This is a genomic window from Marvinbryantia sp., assembly GCF_047017445.1.
Lineage (GTDB): Bacteria > Bacillota > Clostridia > Lachnospirales > Lachnospiraceae > Marvinbryantia.
The window spans coordinates 183,363-197,570 of record NZ_JBKXTT010000002.1 but is presented as its reverse complement, the minus strand read 5'-3'; the positions used below and the strand labels follow the sequence as shown (position 1 = coordinate 197,570).

General features: G+C 50.7%; 12 protein-coding genes. 11 read left to right on the top strand and 1 reads right to left on the bottom strand.

Annotated elements, in window-relative coordinates:
- The first annotated feature begins 2 nt into the window (after positions 1 to 2).
- Genes ACLU9Q_RS02890 through ACLU9Q_RS02880 form a run of 3 tightly spaced genes read left to right on the top strand, consistent with a single transcriptional unit; the run spans position 3 to position 5,419 of the window.
- Positions 3 to 881, top strand: coding sequence for a carbohydrate ABC transporter permease (locus ACLU9Q_RS02890; RefSeq protein WP_296831607.1), 879 nt, complete (start codon positions 3 to 5; stop codon positions 879 to 881).
- A gap of 28 nt (positions 882 to 909) precedes the next feature.
- A complete protein-coding gene (locus tag ACLU9Q_RS02885; RefSeq protein WP_412624632.1) occupies positions 910 to 3,225 on the top strand; it encodes a glycoside hydrolase family 65 protein in 2,316 nt (771 codons plus the stop codon).
- 1 nt (position 3,226) lies between these two features.
- Complete coding sequence (locus ACLU9Q_RS02880) at positions 3,227 to 5,419, top strand: glycoside hydrolase family 65 protein (protein ID WP_412624631.1); 2,193 nt, start codon at positions 3,227 to 3,229, stop codon at positions 5,417 to 5,419.
- Here ACLU9Q_RS02880 and ACLU9Q_RS02875 read toward each other — a convergent pair.
- Positions 5,382 to 6,401, bottom strand: coding sequence for a LacI family DNA-binding transcriptional regulator (locus ACLU9Q_RS02875; protein ID WP_412624630.1), 1,020 nt, complete (start codon positions 6,399 to 6,401; stop codon positions 5,382 to 5,384). The two genes, ACLU9Q_RS02880 and ACLU9Q_RS02875, sit on opposite strands and share 38 nt — an antisense overlap.
- Before the next feature lie 103 nt (positions 6,402 to 6,504).
- On the opposite strand from ACLU9Q_RS02875, the gene pgmB reads away from it, so the two are divergent.
- From pgmB to ACLU9Q_RS02835, 8 genes are all read left to right on the top strand, one after another.
- A complete protein-coding gene (pgmB, locus tag ACLU9Q_RS02870; protein WP_412624629.1) occupies positions 6,505 to 7,149 on the top strand; it encodes a beta-phosphoglucomutase in 645 nt (214 codons plus the stop codon).
- Between the two features lie 327 nt (positions 7,150 to 7,476).
- Positions 7,477 to 10,101: a pyruvate, phosphate dikinase gene (ppdK, locus tag ACLU9Q_RS02865; RefSeq protein ID WP_040783997.1), complete on the top strand. Its 2,625-nt coding sequence runs from the start codon at positions 7,477 to 7,479 to the stop codon at positions 10,099 to 10,101.
- Positions 10,102 to 10,382: 281 nt separating this feature from the next.
- On the top strand, positions 10,383 to 10,640 hold the full coding sequence (locus tag ACLU9Q_RS02860) for a heavy-metal-associated domain-containing protein (protein ID WP_296831617.1): 258 nt from the start codon (positions 10,383 to 10,385) through the stop codon (positions 10,638 to 10,640).
- Between the two features lie 109 nt (positions 10,641 to 10,749).
- Positions 10,750 to 11,442: a class I SAM-dependent methyltransferase gene (locus ACLU9Q_RS02855; protein WP_298513581.1), complete on the top strand. Its 693-nt coding sequence runs from the start codon at positions 10,750 to 10,752 to the stop codon at positions 11,440 to 11,442.
- The gene (locus tag ACLU9Q_RS02850; protein WP_302591938.1) at positions 11,439 to 11,807 is read left to right on the top strand and encodes a metal-dependent transcriptional regulator; all 369 of its coding nucleotides are present in this window, start codon (positions 11,439 to 11,441) and stop codon (positions 11,805 to 11,807) included. Before ACLU9Q_RS02855 ends, ACLU9Q_RS02850 begins: the two co-directional genes overlap by 4 nt.
- Positions 11,808 to 11,886: 79 nt before the next feature.
- Positions 11,887 to 12,723, top strand: coding sequence for an MBL fold metallo-hydrolase (locus ACLU9Q_RS02845; protein ID WP_331525158.1), 837 nt, complete (start codon positions 11,887 to 11,889; stop codon positions 12,721 to 12,723).
- Between the two features lie 146 nt (positions 12,724 to 12,869).
- On the top strand, positions 12,870 to 13,478 hold the full coding sequence (locus ACLU9Q_RS02840) for an MptD family putative ECF transporter S component (protein WP_412624628.1): 609 nt from the start codon (positions 12,870 to 12,872) through the stop codon (positions 13,476 to 13,478).
- Positions 13,479 to 13,489: 11 nt separating this feature from the next.
- On the top strand, positions 13,490 to 14,206 hold the full coding sequence (locus ACLU9Q_RS02835; RefSeq protein WP_330592582.1) for an energy-coupling factor transporter transmembrane component T: 717 nt from the start codon (positions 13,490 to 13,492) through the stop codon (positions 14,204 to 14,206).
- Positions 14,207 to 14,208: the final 2 nt, after the last annotated feature.

Sequence of the window (14,208 nt, the reverse complement as noted above, 5' to 3'; positions counted from 1 at the left end):
GCATGTTTTTTAGAAAATATTTTGATAAACGTGACGGAGCGATCCGCGGCTATGATATGCACTCTCCAAAATCGAGAGCGCTGAGTATCCTTATTATGCTGCTGTGTATTGTGATGGTCATTGCCGCACTGTTTCCTGTTGTATGGGTATTTCTGGCATCCTTTAAGGATATTAAGGATTTTACGAGAAATGTAACGATTATTCCGCAGCATTTTGATTTTGAAGGTGTTAAAAAGACCTGGAACCAGCTTAAATTTTCCAAATTTTATGTAAATTCCATAATCCTGGTGGCGGGAAGTGTCGTATGCGCAGTTGTTTTCAACGGCCTGCTGGCTTACGGGCTGGCAATCTTGAAACCGAAAGGGTATAAAATCGTGCAGGCGCTCGTTATGTGGAGCCTTCTGATCCCGTCCACGGCCAGTATTGTGGCGCTGTTCCGAAACATCAATATGCTCGGCCTCAGCAGGAGCTTTCTTCCGCTGTGGCTGTCCTACGGTGCAAATGCCTTCTGGGTCGTTCTGTTTAAAGAGTTTTTCGAGGAGATTCCCAGAGAGCTGGTGGAGTCCGCGCGTCTGGACGGCTGCGGCGCGCTGCAGGTATTTGAGAAAATGATTCTTCCGCTGTCTAAGCCTATCATCATGGTGGTTGCTATCTTTGCGGTGACGGCGGCATGGTCCGATTTCCTGCTTCCGTATCTTGTACTGAACGGTTCCGGCAAAGAAACGGTTATGGTAAAGCTGTTCAGCTTTAAGGATACGCCGACAAATGCGGTGAGCATGCTGCGGGCAGTCATGTTCTCGATCATTCCGCCAACGATTCTTTTCATAATTTTCCAGAAACAGATTACCGACGGTGCGGCGGCGGGAGCAGTAAAGGGATGACATGCATTAATTAAGGTGAGGATAACATATGGCTAAAGTAGCAGATATCTATTTTAAAGAGCATCCGTGGCAGATTATTGAGGAAGGATTTGACCCGGCTTACTCCAGGGTGGCGGAATCCATTTTTTCCCTGGCGAATGAATATATGGGAGTCCGGGGCTATATGGAGGAAGGATACTCCGGGGAAAGCCTTACGGGCAGCTATTTTAACGGTATATATGAGCAGAAAAAGCAGGAAGGTCCCCACTATGTCGGAATCACGGATGTGACAGAATTTATGGTAAATTCCGTGAACTGGCTGGACACAGGGCTGGAGGCCGACGGGGAGCGCCTGGATCTGGGAAGGAGCAGGGTGCGGTCCTTTTGCAGATGGCTGAACATGAAAACGGGACTTCTGACAAGACAGTTTATATGGTGTCTGGCTGACGGAAAAGAGATAGAGGTGACGTTTGAGCGGGTTCTTTCGATGAAGCAGGTAGAATATGCGGCGCAGAGAATTACACTGCGGCCGCTGGATTTCCGGGGAAAGATATATCTGACTCTGGGGCTTGACGGGTCCGTGATCCATGAGAGCGTAAAGGAAAATCTGTGGAATGCCCTGGGAGCAGTGACGGATGATGGATTTTTGAGTCTGGAGCTTGAGACGATCCATACGGCGCAGCGGGTGAATTCTGCTGCCCGGATCACCGGAGAAGGGCTTGTGCAGACCGGGACATGCCAGGAGGAAAAGAAAGTGCAGCTTTTGTTTGAGGCAGAGGCGGAGCCGGGAAAGACCTTCCGGGCGGAGCGCACCGTGTGCAACCTGCTGTGCAGGAATGCCGCAGGAGAACAGGAATACCGCAGACAGTGCGCCGAAAGCAGAGAGCGGCTGCAAAAGATCAGCTTTGAACAGATTCTGGCAGATAATACAAAATGGTGGAGCGAAATCTGGGAGCACTGTGATATAGAGATTAAAGGGGACCCGGAGAACCAGCAGGGTATCCGCTTCTGCATCTTCCAGCTTTTCCAGACGTATCACGGAGCTGTCAGAGGAAGCAACATCGGCGCCAAGGGACTGACAGGAGAGGCGTACAACGGAAATGCATTCTGGGATACAGAAACGTACTGCCTGCCCTTCTTCCTGTTCAATGATCTGGAGGGAGCCAGAAATCTTCTGTATTTCCGTTATCAGACGCTGGATGAGGCGAAAAAGAGAGCAAAGGAGCTGGACTGTAAGGGAGCATTTTATCCCATCGCCACGATCAGCGGGAAGGAATGCTGCAATCTGTGGCAGCACGCCAGCCTTCAGCTGCAGGCTTCCACGGCAGTAGCTTACGGAATCTGGTTCTATGAGAAGATGACCGGTGATCTGGAATTTCTGGCATCCCAGGGAATAGAAATTCTGATCGAGGTCAGCAGAATGCTGGCTACCAGAGGAGACTATTCCAATGACGGTCTGAGGTTTGGCTATTACGGAGTCATGGGACCGGATGAATTTCAGATGATGGTAAATCACAACTGTTATACAAATTATATGGGAAGGTTTACCTTCCGCTACACACTGGAGTGTCTGGAAAGACTGCAGAGGGAAGCGCCGGAGGCTTACCGGAGCGCTGCCCAAAAGACGGGATATCAGGAAAGTGAGGGCGCTGCCTGGAAGCAGATGGCGGATCGGATGTACATACCCTACGATGCCGACCGGATGCTCTATGAACAGCATGAGGGCTTTTTTGACCTGCCGCATATAGATATTGACGCGATTCCGGTGACGGATTTCCCGTTGTATAATCACTGGTCCTACGACCGCATCTACCGGAATGATATGATCAAGCAGCCGGATGTTCTGATGCTGATGCTGCTCTTTAACGGCAGCTTTACGCAGGAGGAGCTGGAGCGCAACTATGAATATTATGAGCCGCGCTGCATCCATGAGAGCTCCCTTTCGCCGTCGGTGCATTCCATTCTGGCGACCCAGCTCGGAAAGGCGGAGGAGGCGTATGACTTTTTCCGCTTTGCGACGAGAATGGATCTGGACAATTACAACCGCAACAGCGATGAGGGAATCCACACGACGTCCATTGCGGCTGCCTGGATGAATATTGTATACGGCTTCGGCGGCCTGCGCTCAGACGGCGAGATTCTGAAGCTGAATCCGGTGATCCCGAAGGAGTGGGAGGAGTATTCCTTCAAGCTCCACTATAAAGGCGATATCTTGAATATCCGTGTGGACAGGGAGCAGATACATCTTTCGGCGGAGCATGGAAAAGAGCTGGAGCTGATGATCTACGGGGAAAAGGCGCTGACAGGAAAAGAGGCGCTGAACGTGGAAATCCCGGATTTCTGGAAAATAGCAGGGGAGGGATGAGATGAACTGGGTAATTCAGGAAAATAAATTTTGCGAAGAGCAGATATCCCGGATGGGCAACCGCATGCTCTGCGGAAACGGCTACCTGGGGATTCGCGGAACCCAGGAGGAATATCGAAAAGAGCAGATGCCGGCGATCAACCTGGCGGGAATTTATGACCAGGTGGGTTCCGGCTGGCGTGAGCCTCTGAATGCCCCGAATGTACTGTATACGTATATCGCGGTGGACGGGAAAAAATATGCGCTGCCGGAGACGGAGCCTCTGAAGCATCGCATGGAGCTGGATTTCCGGCATGGGATTTTTTCCAGGGAGACGAGCTTTCGGACGGACCGGGGCATTGTGACAGTCAGGAGCGAACGCTTCGCCTGTAAGGATAAGGTGCATCGCATCGCGATGCGCTATTCTGTGACGGCGGATTTTCACGCGGAGATTGAGCTTTATACGGGAATTGACGGGGATGTCTGGGACATTCATGGACCCCATTATGACACGCTGGTAAGCTGCGAAGAGCAGGGCGTCATCCGCATGCAGGGAGTCACCCATGAAAAAGGAGATACGGTGGATGTCCTGGAAACAGTGGCGGCGGATTTTCCGTGTGAGCAGCATCTGGTCACAGGCGAAAAGGAAATTCTTCGCCGGATCACTTTCGTGACAGAGATCGGCAGGAGCTACTGCATAGAAAAGACGGCTGTCGTATTTACCTCAAAGGACAGAGGCTGGGATCTGCAAAGGGCGCACGGAACGCTGCGGGAGGCAAAGGCGGCCGGGTATGACGCTCTGAAGGAGATGCATTGCCGGAAATGGGAGGAAAAGTGGGCGGTCAGCGAAGTAGAGATAGACGGAGACGAGGAGGCGATGAAGTCTCTGAATTATTCAATCTACCATCTGCTGTCCATCGCGCCGACCCATGCCGCAAACATGTCGATCCCGGCAAGGGGACTGTCGGGGCAGACGTATAAGGGAGCTGTTTTCTGGGATACGGAAATGTTCATGCTGGATTTCTTCCTGTTTACGGACCCGGATGTAGCCAGAAGTCTGATGAAATACCGGGTGGATACCCTGGGCGGCGCTATGGAGAAGGCGGCCTTTTACGGCTATGAAGGAGCGTTTTATGCCTGGGAGAGCCAGGAGGGCGGCTTTGACGCATGTTCTGATTACAACGTGACCGATGTATTTACCGGGCGGCCCCAGAGAACGTATTTCAAAGACAAACAGTATCATATTTCCGCCGCGGTGGTGTACGGTATCATGCGCTATACACAGATAACGGGAGATCAATCGCTGCTGCAGGAGGGCGGTCTGAAAACCGTGATAGAATGTGCAAACTTTTATTACAGTCTGCTGCTTAAAAGGGCAGTGGGAGACTGCTATGAAATTTGGGATGTGATCGGACCGGACGAATACCATGAGCGCGTCAACAATAATGCGTACACAAACCGGATGGCGAAATTCGTATTCCAGTCTGCGGCGGAGCTGCTGAAAGATCCGGAATGGAAAGCGCGTATAGAGCAGGAATACCCCGTTGATGAACTGGTCCGCCGGTTTGAGGATGCAGCCGCACATATTTATTTGCCGAAGCCGGATAAGGATGGCATTATTGAGCAGTTTGACGGCTACAGCCATCTGGAGGATGCTCCCATCGACGAGGTGCGGGGAAGGCTGCTTCATGAGAAGGAATATTGGGGCGGAGCCTACGGCGTTGCCGCAGAGACAAAGGTGATCAAGCAGGCGGACGTTGTGACAATGCTGAATCTGTTTCCGGAGGAGTATGAGCCGGAAATATTAAAAAAGAACTGGGAGTACTATGAGCCGAGGACCGAGCATGGTTCGTCGTTAAGCTCCTGTATGTATGCAATGCTGGCATGTAAATGCAATATGCCCCGGAAGGCATACCCGTTTTTCATGAATTCCGCAAGTGCAGACTTAAAGGACGGCGGGAAGGAATGGGCAGGGCTGGTATATATTGGCGGAACGCATCCGGCTGCAGCCGGCGGCGCCTATATGACGGCCATAGAAGGGTTCGGCGGGGTATCCGCCCAGGACGGTACGGTGAGAACCGCAGCCGTACTCCCGGAAGGATGGAACAGAATGAAATTCCATATCTGCTGCCGGAATATCCGCTATGCAGTGGAAATCGGCAGGCAGGGAACAAACATTATGGAAGAAGGGAACGTACACTCTGACGCTCTGTAAGATGAACGGGCAGAATAATATTGGACTGCCGGGGCGTTTCTCCGTCGAGAAGCTGAAGCATAAACTCTACAGCGGTCTGTGCCTTCAGCTTCATATCCTGATGTATCGTGGTGAGCGGCGGCGTTACCATCTGGCACATGGCAATGTCGTCAAAGCCGATAATGGAAATGTCTTCCGGTACCCGGATGCCGCGGGCGTGCAGACCGCTCATAATGCCAATGGCGAGCTGGTCGGCAGAGGCGACAAGCGCGGTGATATCCCTGTGGACGGAAATCGCGTCAGCGGCAGCGTGGCAGGATGCAACGCTGTCCATTTCATATTCAAAGAGGATGGTCGGATCGAAGGGAATACCGCTTTCCGTCAGCGCTGCCTTGTATCCGAGAAAGCGTTCCTGCAGTACGCCGCCGTCCCTCAGAAAGGGGCTGGCATAGGCGATGCGCGTATGGCCTTTTTCTGCGAGATACCTGGCGGCGAGATAGCTGCCCTTGAAATCCTCCAGTCCGACGTTGTATACGTTGGGCTGACGGACGTAGCTGTCGATCAGGACAATAGGAATATGGAATGCAGAAAGGGCATCAAAAAAGGTATCGTGGAAAATACCGGTGAGAAAAAGACCGTCCACGTTCCAGTTCTGAAGAAAGCTGATGAGCTCGTCGGTGGTCTTTACCGTGCGCAGCATCAGATAGTAACCGTTTTCCCGAAGTGCGCTTTCAATAACGCCGATGGCGGAGGAGTGGAACGGGTCCTCCATCATATTGGTATCGTCCCGCGTGATGACATGGTTGATGAAGGCAATCACTTTGGAGGATTTGGAGACCAGAGTCCTTGCGGACATATTTGGTGTGTAGCCAAGAACACGGATCGCGTCATTTACTCGTTCAATCGTTTCCTGGGAGACACGATTCGACCGGCCATGAATGACGTTGGAAATAGTAGTGCAGCTTACGCCGGTGTATCTGGCGATATCTTTAATGGTAGCCATAAAGGAAATTTCCTTTCTGTTTTTATGTAAAGTTTAACGTTGAACAATCTGCTTTTTTTAATATATAATAGAAAAATTTTTTTTGCAAGAGGAGGAGAAAAAAATGATCAGAGGAGTGATTTTTGATCTGGACGGGGTACTGGTTTCCACGGACGAGCTTCATTATCAGGCGTGGAAGCGTCTGGCGAATGAACTGGGAATTATGGATTTTGGCAGAAAAGACAACGAGCGGCAGCGCGGCGTCAGCCGGATGGCGTCTCTGGAAATTGTGCTGGAGAAGGGGACGAAGGAATATACGGATAAAGAAAAAAAGGCTCTGGCTGAAAAGAAGAACGATTATTATAAAAAATCTCTGCAGTCGCTGTCTCTGGAGGATGTGCTGCCGGGAGCGAAAGAAGCGCTGGAAATGCTGCGGGAGCGGGGAGTCTTAACGGCAGTAGGCTCTGCCAGCAAAAATGCGCCGGAGATATTGGAACGGATCGAACTGATGCCGCTTCTGGATAAAATAAGCTGCGGTCTGGACATCACCAGATCCAAGCCGGACCCGGAGGTTTTTCTGGTGGCGGCAGAGAAGCTGGGACTGGCGCCGGAGGATTGTCTTGTAGTGGAAGACTCGGCAGCCGGAATACAGGCGGCAAGAAACGGAGGAATGAAAACCCTGGCAGTGGGTCCCCTGTTTGGGCAGCTGGGCGGAGACTTTGAGGCGAGGGATCTGTCATCGGTGGAGAACTGGGATGAGATACTGTAAACGAAGAGTGATGGCACAGCACACTTTTATTCTGAAACAGGGAATGGGTATGAACGAAAAACACACTGGCAGATAAGCTAATATCGTTAAATTTTTAATTAATACAGATTCCCTTGACTACATTTTCAGATATGTTACAATAATTGTGTGCGATATAACGAGGTATCGCGTCACACCGGTTATTTACCCGGTGTTTTTTGCGCGCAAGGTAAAGAATACAGTTTTATTGCGCAAAAGAAGCTCTGGCAGAGAGCCACATCTGCCGGAAGCTGTGCGGCTGTTTTGGAGAGAACCGCCGCCAAAATACAAAACAGGAGGAACTACATAATGGCAAAATGGGTTTACTTATTCAGCGAAGGTAACGCGAATATGCGCGAGCTTCTTGGGGGAAAAGGTGCGAATCTGGCAGAGATGACAGGCCTCGGTCTTCCGGTACCGCAGGGATTCACGATCACGACAGAAGCGTGTACGCAGTACTATGAAGACGGACAGACGATTAATGACGAAATTCAGGCACAGATCAACGAGTATATTGGAAAGATGGAAGAGATTACCGGAAAGAAATTCGGCGACAGCGAGAATCCGCTGCTGGTATCTGTTCGCTCCGGCGCAAGAGCATCCATGCCGGGTATGATGGACACGATCCTGAATCTCGGACTGAATGAGACGGTAGTAAATGTGCTTGCTGAAAAGTCCGGTAATCCGCGCTGGGCATGGGACTGCTACAGAAGATTTATCCAGATGTTCTCCGACGTTGTTATGGAGGTCGGCAAGAAATATTTTGAAGAGCTGATTGACAAAATGAAGCTGGACAGAGGCGTTACGCAGGACGTTGAGCTGTCGGCGGACGACCTGAAGGAGCTGGCAAACCAGTTCAAGGCGGAATATAAAGGAAAAATCGGAAAAGATTTCCCGGACGACCCGAAGGAGCAGCTTATGGAGGCTATCAAAGCGGTATTCCGTTCCTGGGACAACCCGCGTGCCAATGTTTACCGCCGCGACAATGATATCCCGTACTCCTGGGGAACTGCGGTAAACGTACAGTCGATGGCTTTCGGAAACATGGGCGACGACTGCGGTACGGGCGTTGCATTTACGCGTGACCCGGCTACCGGCGAGAACGGTCTGTTCGGCGAGTTCCTTACGAATGCGCAGGGCGAGGACGTGGTTGCCGGCGTGCGTACCCCGATGCATATTTCCGAGATGGCGGACAAGTTCCCGGAGGCATTTCAGCAGTTTAAAGAGGTTTGCAGTATTCTGGAGAAGCATTACAGAGATATGCAGGATATGGAGTTCACCGTTGAGCACGGCAAGCTGTATATGCTGCAGACCAGAAATGGTAAGAGAACCGCGCAGGCGGCGCTGAAGATTGCCTGCGACCTGGTGGATGAGGGCATGAGAACCGAGGAAGAGGCGGTAGCGATGATTGACCCGCGCAACCTTGATACGCTGCTTCATCCGCAGTTTGACAGAGCATCCCTCGTGCGCGCGACACCGGCGGCAAGAGCGCTGGCGGCATCACCGGGAGCAGCCTGCGGACAGATCGTATTCTCGGCGGAGGATGCAAAGAGCTGGCACGCTAAGGGCAAGAAGGTGGTTCTGGTGCGTCTGGAGACTTCGCCGGAGGATATCGAGGGTATGAAAGCGGCGCAGGGTATTCTGACAGTCCGCGGCGGTATGACAAGCCATGCGGCGGTAGTTGCCCGCGGTATGGGTACCTGCTGTGTATCCGGCTGCTCCGAGATTGCAATGGATGAGGAAAATAAGAAGTTTACGCTTGCCGGCAAGGAATATCATGAGGGAGACTGGCTCTCCATTGATGGTTCCACCGGAAATATTTACGACGGCGTTATCCCGACGGTGGATGCAACGATCGCCGGTGAATTCGGCAGAATCATGGGCTGGGCGGATAAATACAGAAAGCTGCAGGTAAGAACGAATGCGGATACGCCGAGCGATGCAAAGAAGGCGAGAGAGCTTGGCGCAGAGGGCATCGGTCTCTGCCGCACAGAGCATATGTTCTTTGAGGGCGATCGGATCGACGCTTTCCGTGAAATGATCTGCGCAGATACCACGGAAGAGAGAGAAGCGGCGCTGGAGAAGCTTCTTCCGGTACAGCAGAGCGATTTTGAAAAGCTTTACGAGGCGATGGAGGGCAACCCGGTTACCATCCGTTTCCTGGATCCGCCTCTGCATGAGTTTGTTCCGCAGACAGACGAGGATATCCAGAAGCTGGCGGACAGCCAGGGCAAGACGGTAGAGCAGATCCATCAGATCATTGATTCTCTCCACGAGTTTAACCCGATGATGGGACATCGCGGAGTACGTCTGGCGGTTACGTATCCGGAAATTGCCAAGATGCAGACGAAAGCGGTAATCCGCGCGGCTATCAATGTGAAGAAAGCGCATCCGGACTGGAATATCTGCCCGGAAATCATGATTCCGCTTATCGGTGATGACAAGGAGCTGAAATTTGCAAAGAAAACCGTTGTGGAAACTGCGGATGCAGAAATCGCGGCGGCAGGAAGCGACCTGAAATACCTTGTCGGTACGATGATCGAGATTCCGCGTGCGGCTCTGACAGCGGATGCCATCGCGAAGGACGCAGATTTCTTCTGCTTCGGTACAAACGACCTCACGCAGATGACCTTCGGTTTCTCACGTGATGACGCAGGCAAATTCCTTGAAGCTTACTACGAGAGAAAAATCTTTGAGAATGACCCGTTCACAAAGCTCGACCAGAATGGCGTCGGCAAGCTGATGGAAATGGCAATCAACCTCGGCAAGCCGGTCAACCCCAACCTGCATATCGGTATCTGCGGCGAGCATGGCGGCGACCCGTCCTCTGTTGAATTCTGCCACAAGATCGGTCTGGACTATGTATCCTGCTCACCGTTCCGCGTGCCGATCGCAAGACTGGCAGCAGCACAGGCAGCGATTGCAAATAAGTAGGAGTTTAAATCTATTTGTCAACCGGCAAAACAATATAGGCTAAAAAATTTGCCCAGGAAATAGACCTTGTACTGTGGAAACACAGTATGGGGTCTTTTTTTGACCGGTAAAAATTTTAGGCTGAATGGGCTTGTTCTATAACACTGCCCTATTGACAAAAGCTGGATATAAGAGGTATACTTGAAAAAAGTTAGCGGCTGCTAACAGGAAGCGGCCGCATTGATAAAACCAAAAGTTAGCTTTTGCTAACTAAATTAGAACAGCGAAAGGAAGGTGTTTTTATGGTAAAGATTACGGTTGGCATAGAAGGGATGGCCTGCGGGATGTGCGAGACGCATATCAACGAGGCTGTGAGGAAGGCATTCCAGGTAAAAAAGGTGACAAGTTCACATACGAAGAAGCAGACGGTCATCCTTGCGGAGAAAGACATCCCGGAGCAGGAACTGAAAAATGTGGTGGCAAATGCGGGGTATGATGTCGTATCGGTAAGCAGTGAGCCTTATGAGAAAAAGGGGCTGTTCTCTGCATTCAGGGGGTGACGTAATGCAGACGGAGGTGTTTCGGGACATCCTTGATACCGTTCCTTACAATGGTATGGAAGGCCGGAAACTGCTGCAGATCAGCATAAAGAAATGAGAGGATAAGGAAATGGATCGACATGAAGCAATCAAGAACGCTTATAAAGACCTTGGAGGCGAAGCGACATTCTACGATGGGATGATTACCTGTTCCACACTGCCCGGAAAGGCAGTCTGCAAATTGGTATGGAATATGGATAAGAGGAAAAACACCCGCTATCTGGATCTGGCTTTGTCAGGCATCCCGAAGGATTTTAGCGGCAGAATGCTGGAGGTACCGGTAGGGACGGGCGTGCTGACCATGCCGGTGTACGAGGCGCTGCCGGGTGCAGACATCACTTGCCTGGATTACTCCCCGGACATGATGGAACGGGCAAAGCGGCAGGCAGAGAAGAGAGGGCTTAAGAATGTCCGTTTTATACAGGGGGATGTGGGGAAGCTGCCCTTCCCTGACGGCAGTTTTGAACTTGTGTTGTCCCTGAACGGCTTCCATGCCTTCCCGGATAAGGGAGCGGCTTACCGCGAGGTTTTCCGCGTCCTGAAGCCGGGCGGGATATTCTGCGGATGCTTTTATGTAAAGGATGAAAATAAGCGTACCGATTGGTTTATTGAAAAAATATATACACCCAAGGGGTACTTTACGCCGCCCTATGAAACGGCGCGCAGTCTGGAAAAACGGCTGAAGGCCATGTACCGGAAAGCGGAAGTGAAGACCGTGGAGGGCATGGCGGTTTTCCGGTGCAGGAAAGGAGTGCTTTTTTGAAACAGAAAAAATCGGTAGAGGACTACCTGAAAACCATTTATATGCTTTCCCAAAGAAAAGCAGTGCATGGTTCGGATATTGCGGAGGAGCTTGGCGTGTCCCGGCCGACCGTTTCCGTGGCGCTGAAAGCGCTGGCGAAAGAAGGGTATGTGTTCATGGATGATACACACAAAGTCCATATGACGGAAAAGGGGCAGCGGATCGCCAGGGACACTTACGAGCGGCACAATACCTTTTGCCGGCTTCTTACGGGGCTTGGCGTGGATGAGAAGACAGCGGCTGCGGATGCCTGCGAGATGGAACACGCTGTCAGCCCGAAAAGTTATGAGGCGCTCAAACGGCTGGCAGATACCGGGAAAATATAAAAGGCAGCAGATTAAATCAGGAAGGAAAGGATAAGGAAAAGAGATGTCAAAATCAGCATCCAAATTACAGGAAAAAGTCATGGCATTCAAATTCCGCGGAAAGGAAATCTTCAAGCCGCTGAACACCGGAACGATTGACAGCCATGTAAAATGTATTCGTGAATTTGTCGCCAATATTTTCTTTTACACAAAGGATGGAACTACCATTATGATCGATGCGGGCTATAATTATGAGCGCCTGCGGGAGAAAATGGAGTGGATCGGGGTCGAGCCGGCAGAAATACAGCACATTTTAATCACGCATCAGGATACGGACCATGTCGGGGCGGTGGAGCAGGACAGCGACGGGTTGTTCCGGGATGCCACGCTTTACATTGGGGAAGTGGAGAACCGTTACCTTACGAAAGAGGTGCGGCGAAAGGTCTACGGCGGATGGTATAAGCTGCCTTATGTGGAGATTGATAACAATAAAGTGCTGTTAAAGGACGGGCAGGTGTTTAATATCGGGGGGATCAGGGTGGAATGCATCATGGTGCCGGGTCACACATGGGGACACATGGTCTATCTGATAGACGATGCCTATCTCTTTACCGGGGATACCATATGGTTCGGGCCGGATGGCGGCCGCAGTTTTCTGAATGCGCTGGCGGAGGACAACCGACTTTCCGTAAAATCGCTTGCCGCACTGAAGGAACTGCTGCAGAAAAGAAATCTGCATCCGATGGTTATCACCGGGCATACGGGGTGGTCGGACGATATGGACTTTGTGTTTGCACATACAGATCTTGTATGCAATGCATCCAGAAAGCAGAAGCCACATGACCCGAAAGCTCCCTATGACGCTTATGATGAATCGGACGATACAAGGGAAAAAGCACGGACAGTCAGGCTGGAAAAGGCGCTGCCTGTAAAATAAAAATGTCTGTTCGGAGCTGATTTAACTTTTTGGAGCAGAAAAGAACTTCTTGCTATGCTAACATAATATGCAGAGTTTTGCGGGTGCAGGCTCTGCTTATTTTTGACGAGCAGTTAGCAAAAGCTAACCAAAAAGGAGGACTGATTATGAAACAAAAAATCCAGCCGAAAGATTTGATCACGATTGGAATTTTTACAGCCATTATGCTTGACAGAATTTTTACAGCCATTATGTTTGTCATTTGCATGGGTGTGGCAATGCTGGGGTATATACCCATCTTTATTCCGCTTCTTTCCGTGCTTGTTCCGCTGGTAGGAGGAATCCCGTTCATGCTGTTCCTGACAAAAGTCAAAAAGTTTGGCATGGTATGGATCATGTCTGTTTTGATAGCTCTGGTCGTAGCGCTTATGGGAATGGGCGTCTGGGTAATTGTTACAGGCCCCGTTGCAGGTATTCTGGCTGATCTGATTTTGAGATCGGGAGATTATAAAAGTGCGAAAAAAAGCATTTTGGGTTATGGCGTCTTTTCCATGTGGCTTATTGGGAATTATATTCCGATTGTGGTGACGAGGGATAATTACTATTCTATGCTTGTTTCCGGCTATGGACAGGAATATGCGGATACGCTCATGGGCTACATACCGGATTGGAGCCTGCTTCCTCTGCTGGCGGCGTGCTTTATTTCAGGGGTTTTAGGAGCGCTTCTTGGAAAGGCTCTGCTGAAAAAACATTTTATCCGGGCTGGTATCGCATAATGGGCGCATTTATGTTATCAAGCAGGAAAAGAAAGTCTGTTTTAGATCCCAGAACAAAGCTGCTGCTGATTTTGACCATTACATCTGTTGTGATCGGCGGAGGAAACGGCGGTATTATGAATGTGGTAAAACCTGCGCTGACAGCGATGCCGCTTATCCTCTTCCTGCTGGAAAGAAAATGGAAGTCAGCCTTTCTGTATACACTGATCTATACGGCGGCTTTTCTGGGGGAATTGCTTTTGATTCCCAATGTGCAGGGCTTTTTAAACTTTATTCTGGTTGCATGCTGCGGCGTTTTTGCGCGGTTTATGCCCGGGATCGCGATGGGGATTTATCTTGTCAATACAACAACGGTCAGTGAGTTTATGGCAGCGATGGGGCGAATGCATATATCACAGAAGATAGCGATTCCCCTGTCGGTCATGTTTCGCTTTTTCCCTACGGTAGGGGAGGAATATAGTGCGATCGGTGACGCGATGCGGATGCGCGGAATTCGTTTTGGAGGCGGGAAACCTGCGAAAATGCTGGAGTACCGTATGGTGCCTCTTTTGGTTTCCTGTGTGAAAATAGGAGAGGAACTGTCGGCAGCGGCACTGACGAGAGGTCTGGGCGCTCCGGTGCGGCGCACAAATATATGCCGGATCGGGTTTGGAAAATTTGACATCGTGGCAGCTGTGATTTGCGCAGTAAGTTTTTTTGCTTTGATTTTAAGCAAAGTCTGTGGATAGGA

Bases quoted from the DNA above. Each gene is read 5' to 3' on its own strand.
- pgmB (WP_412624629.1), top strand. From the start codon at position 6,505: ATGATCAGAGGAGTGATTTTTGATCTGGACGGGGTACTGGTTTCCACG.
- ACLU9Q_RS02890 (WP_296831607.1), top strand. From the start codon at position 3: ATGTTTTTTAGAAAATATTTTGATAAACGTGACGGAGCGATCCGCGGC.
- ACLU9Q_RS02880 (WP_412624631.1), top strand. From the start codon at position 3,227: ATGAACTGGGTAATTCAGGAAAATAAATTTTGCGAAGAGCAGATATCC.
- ppdK (WP_040783997.1), top strand. From the start codon at position 7,477: ATGGCAAAATGGGTTTACTTATTCAGCGAAGGTAACGCGAATATGCGC.
- ACLU9Q_RS02885 (WP_412624632.1), top strand. From the start codon at position 910: ATGGCTAAAGTAGCAGATATCTATTTTAAAGAGCATCCGTGGCAGATT.
- ACLU9Q_RS02875 (WP_412624630.1), bottom strand. From the start codon at position 6,401: ATGGCTACCATTAAAGATATCGCCAGATACACCGGCGTAAGCTGCACT.
- ACLU9Q_RS02845 (WP_331525158.1), top strand. From the start codon at position 11,887: ATGGCATTCAAATTCCGCGGAAAGGAAATCTTCAAGCCGCTGAACACC.
- ACLU9Q_RS02855 (WP_298513581.1), top strand. From the start codon at position 10,750: ATGGATCGACATGAAGCAATCAAGAACGCTTATAAAGACCTTGGAGGC.
- ACLU9Q_RS02835 (WP_330592582.1), top strand. From the start codon at position 13,490: ATGTTATCAAGCAGGAAAAGAAAGTCTGTTTTAGATCCCAGAACAAAG.
- ACLU9Q_RS02840 (WP_412624628.1), top strand. From the start codon at position 12,870: ATGAAACAAAAAATCCAGCCGAAAGATTTGATCACGATTGGAATTTTT.
- ACLU9Q_RS02860 (WP_296831617.1), top strand. From the start codon at position 10,383: ATGGTAAAGATTACGGTTGGCATAGAAGGGATGGCCTGCGGGATGTGC.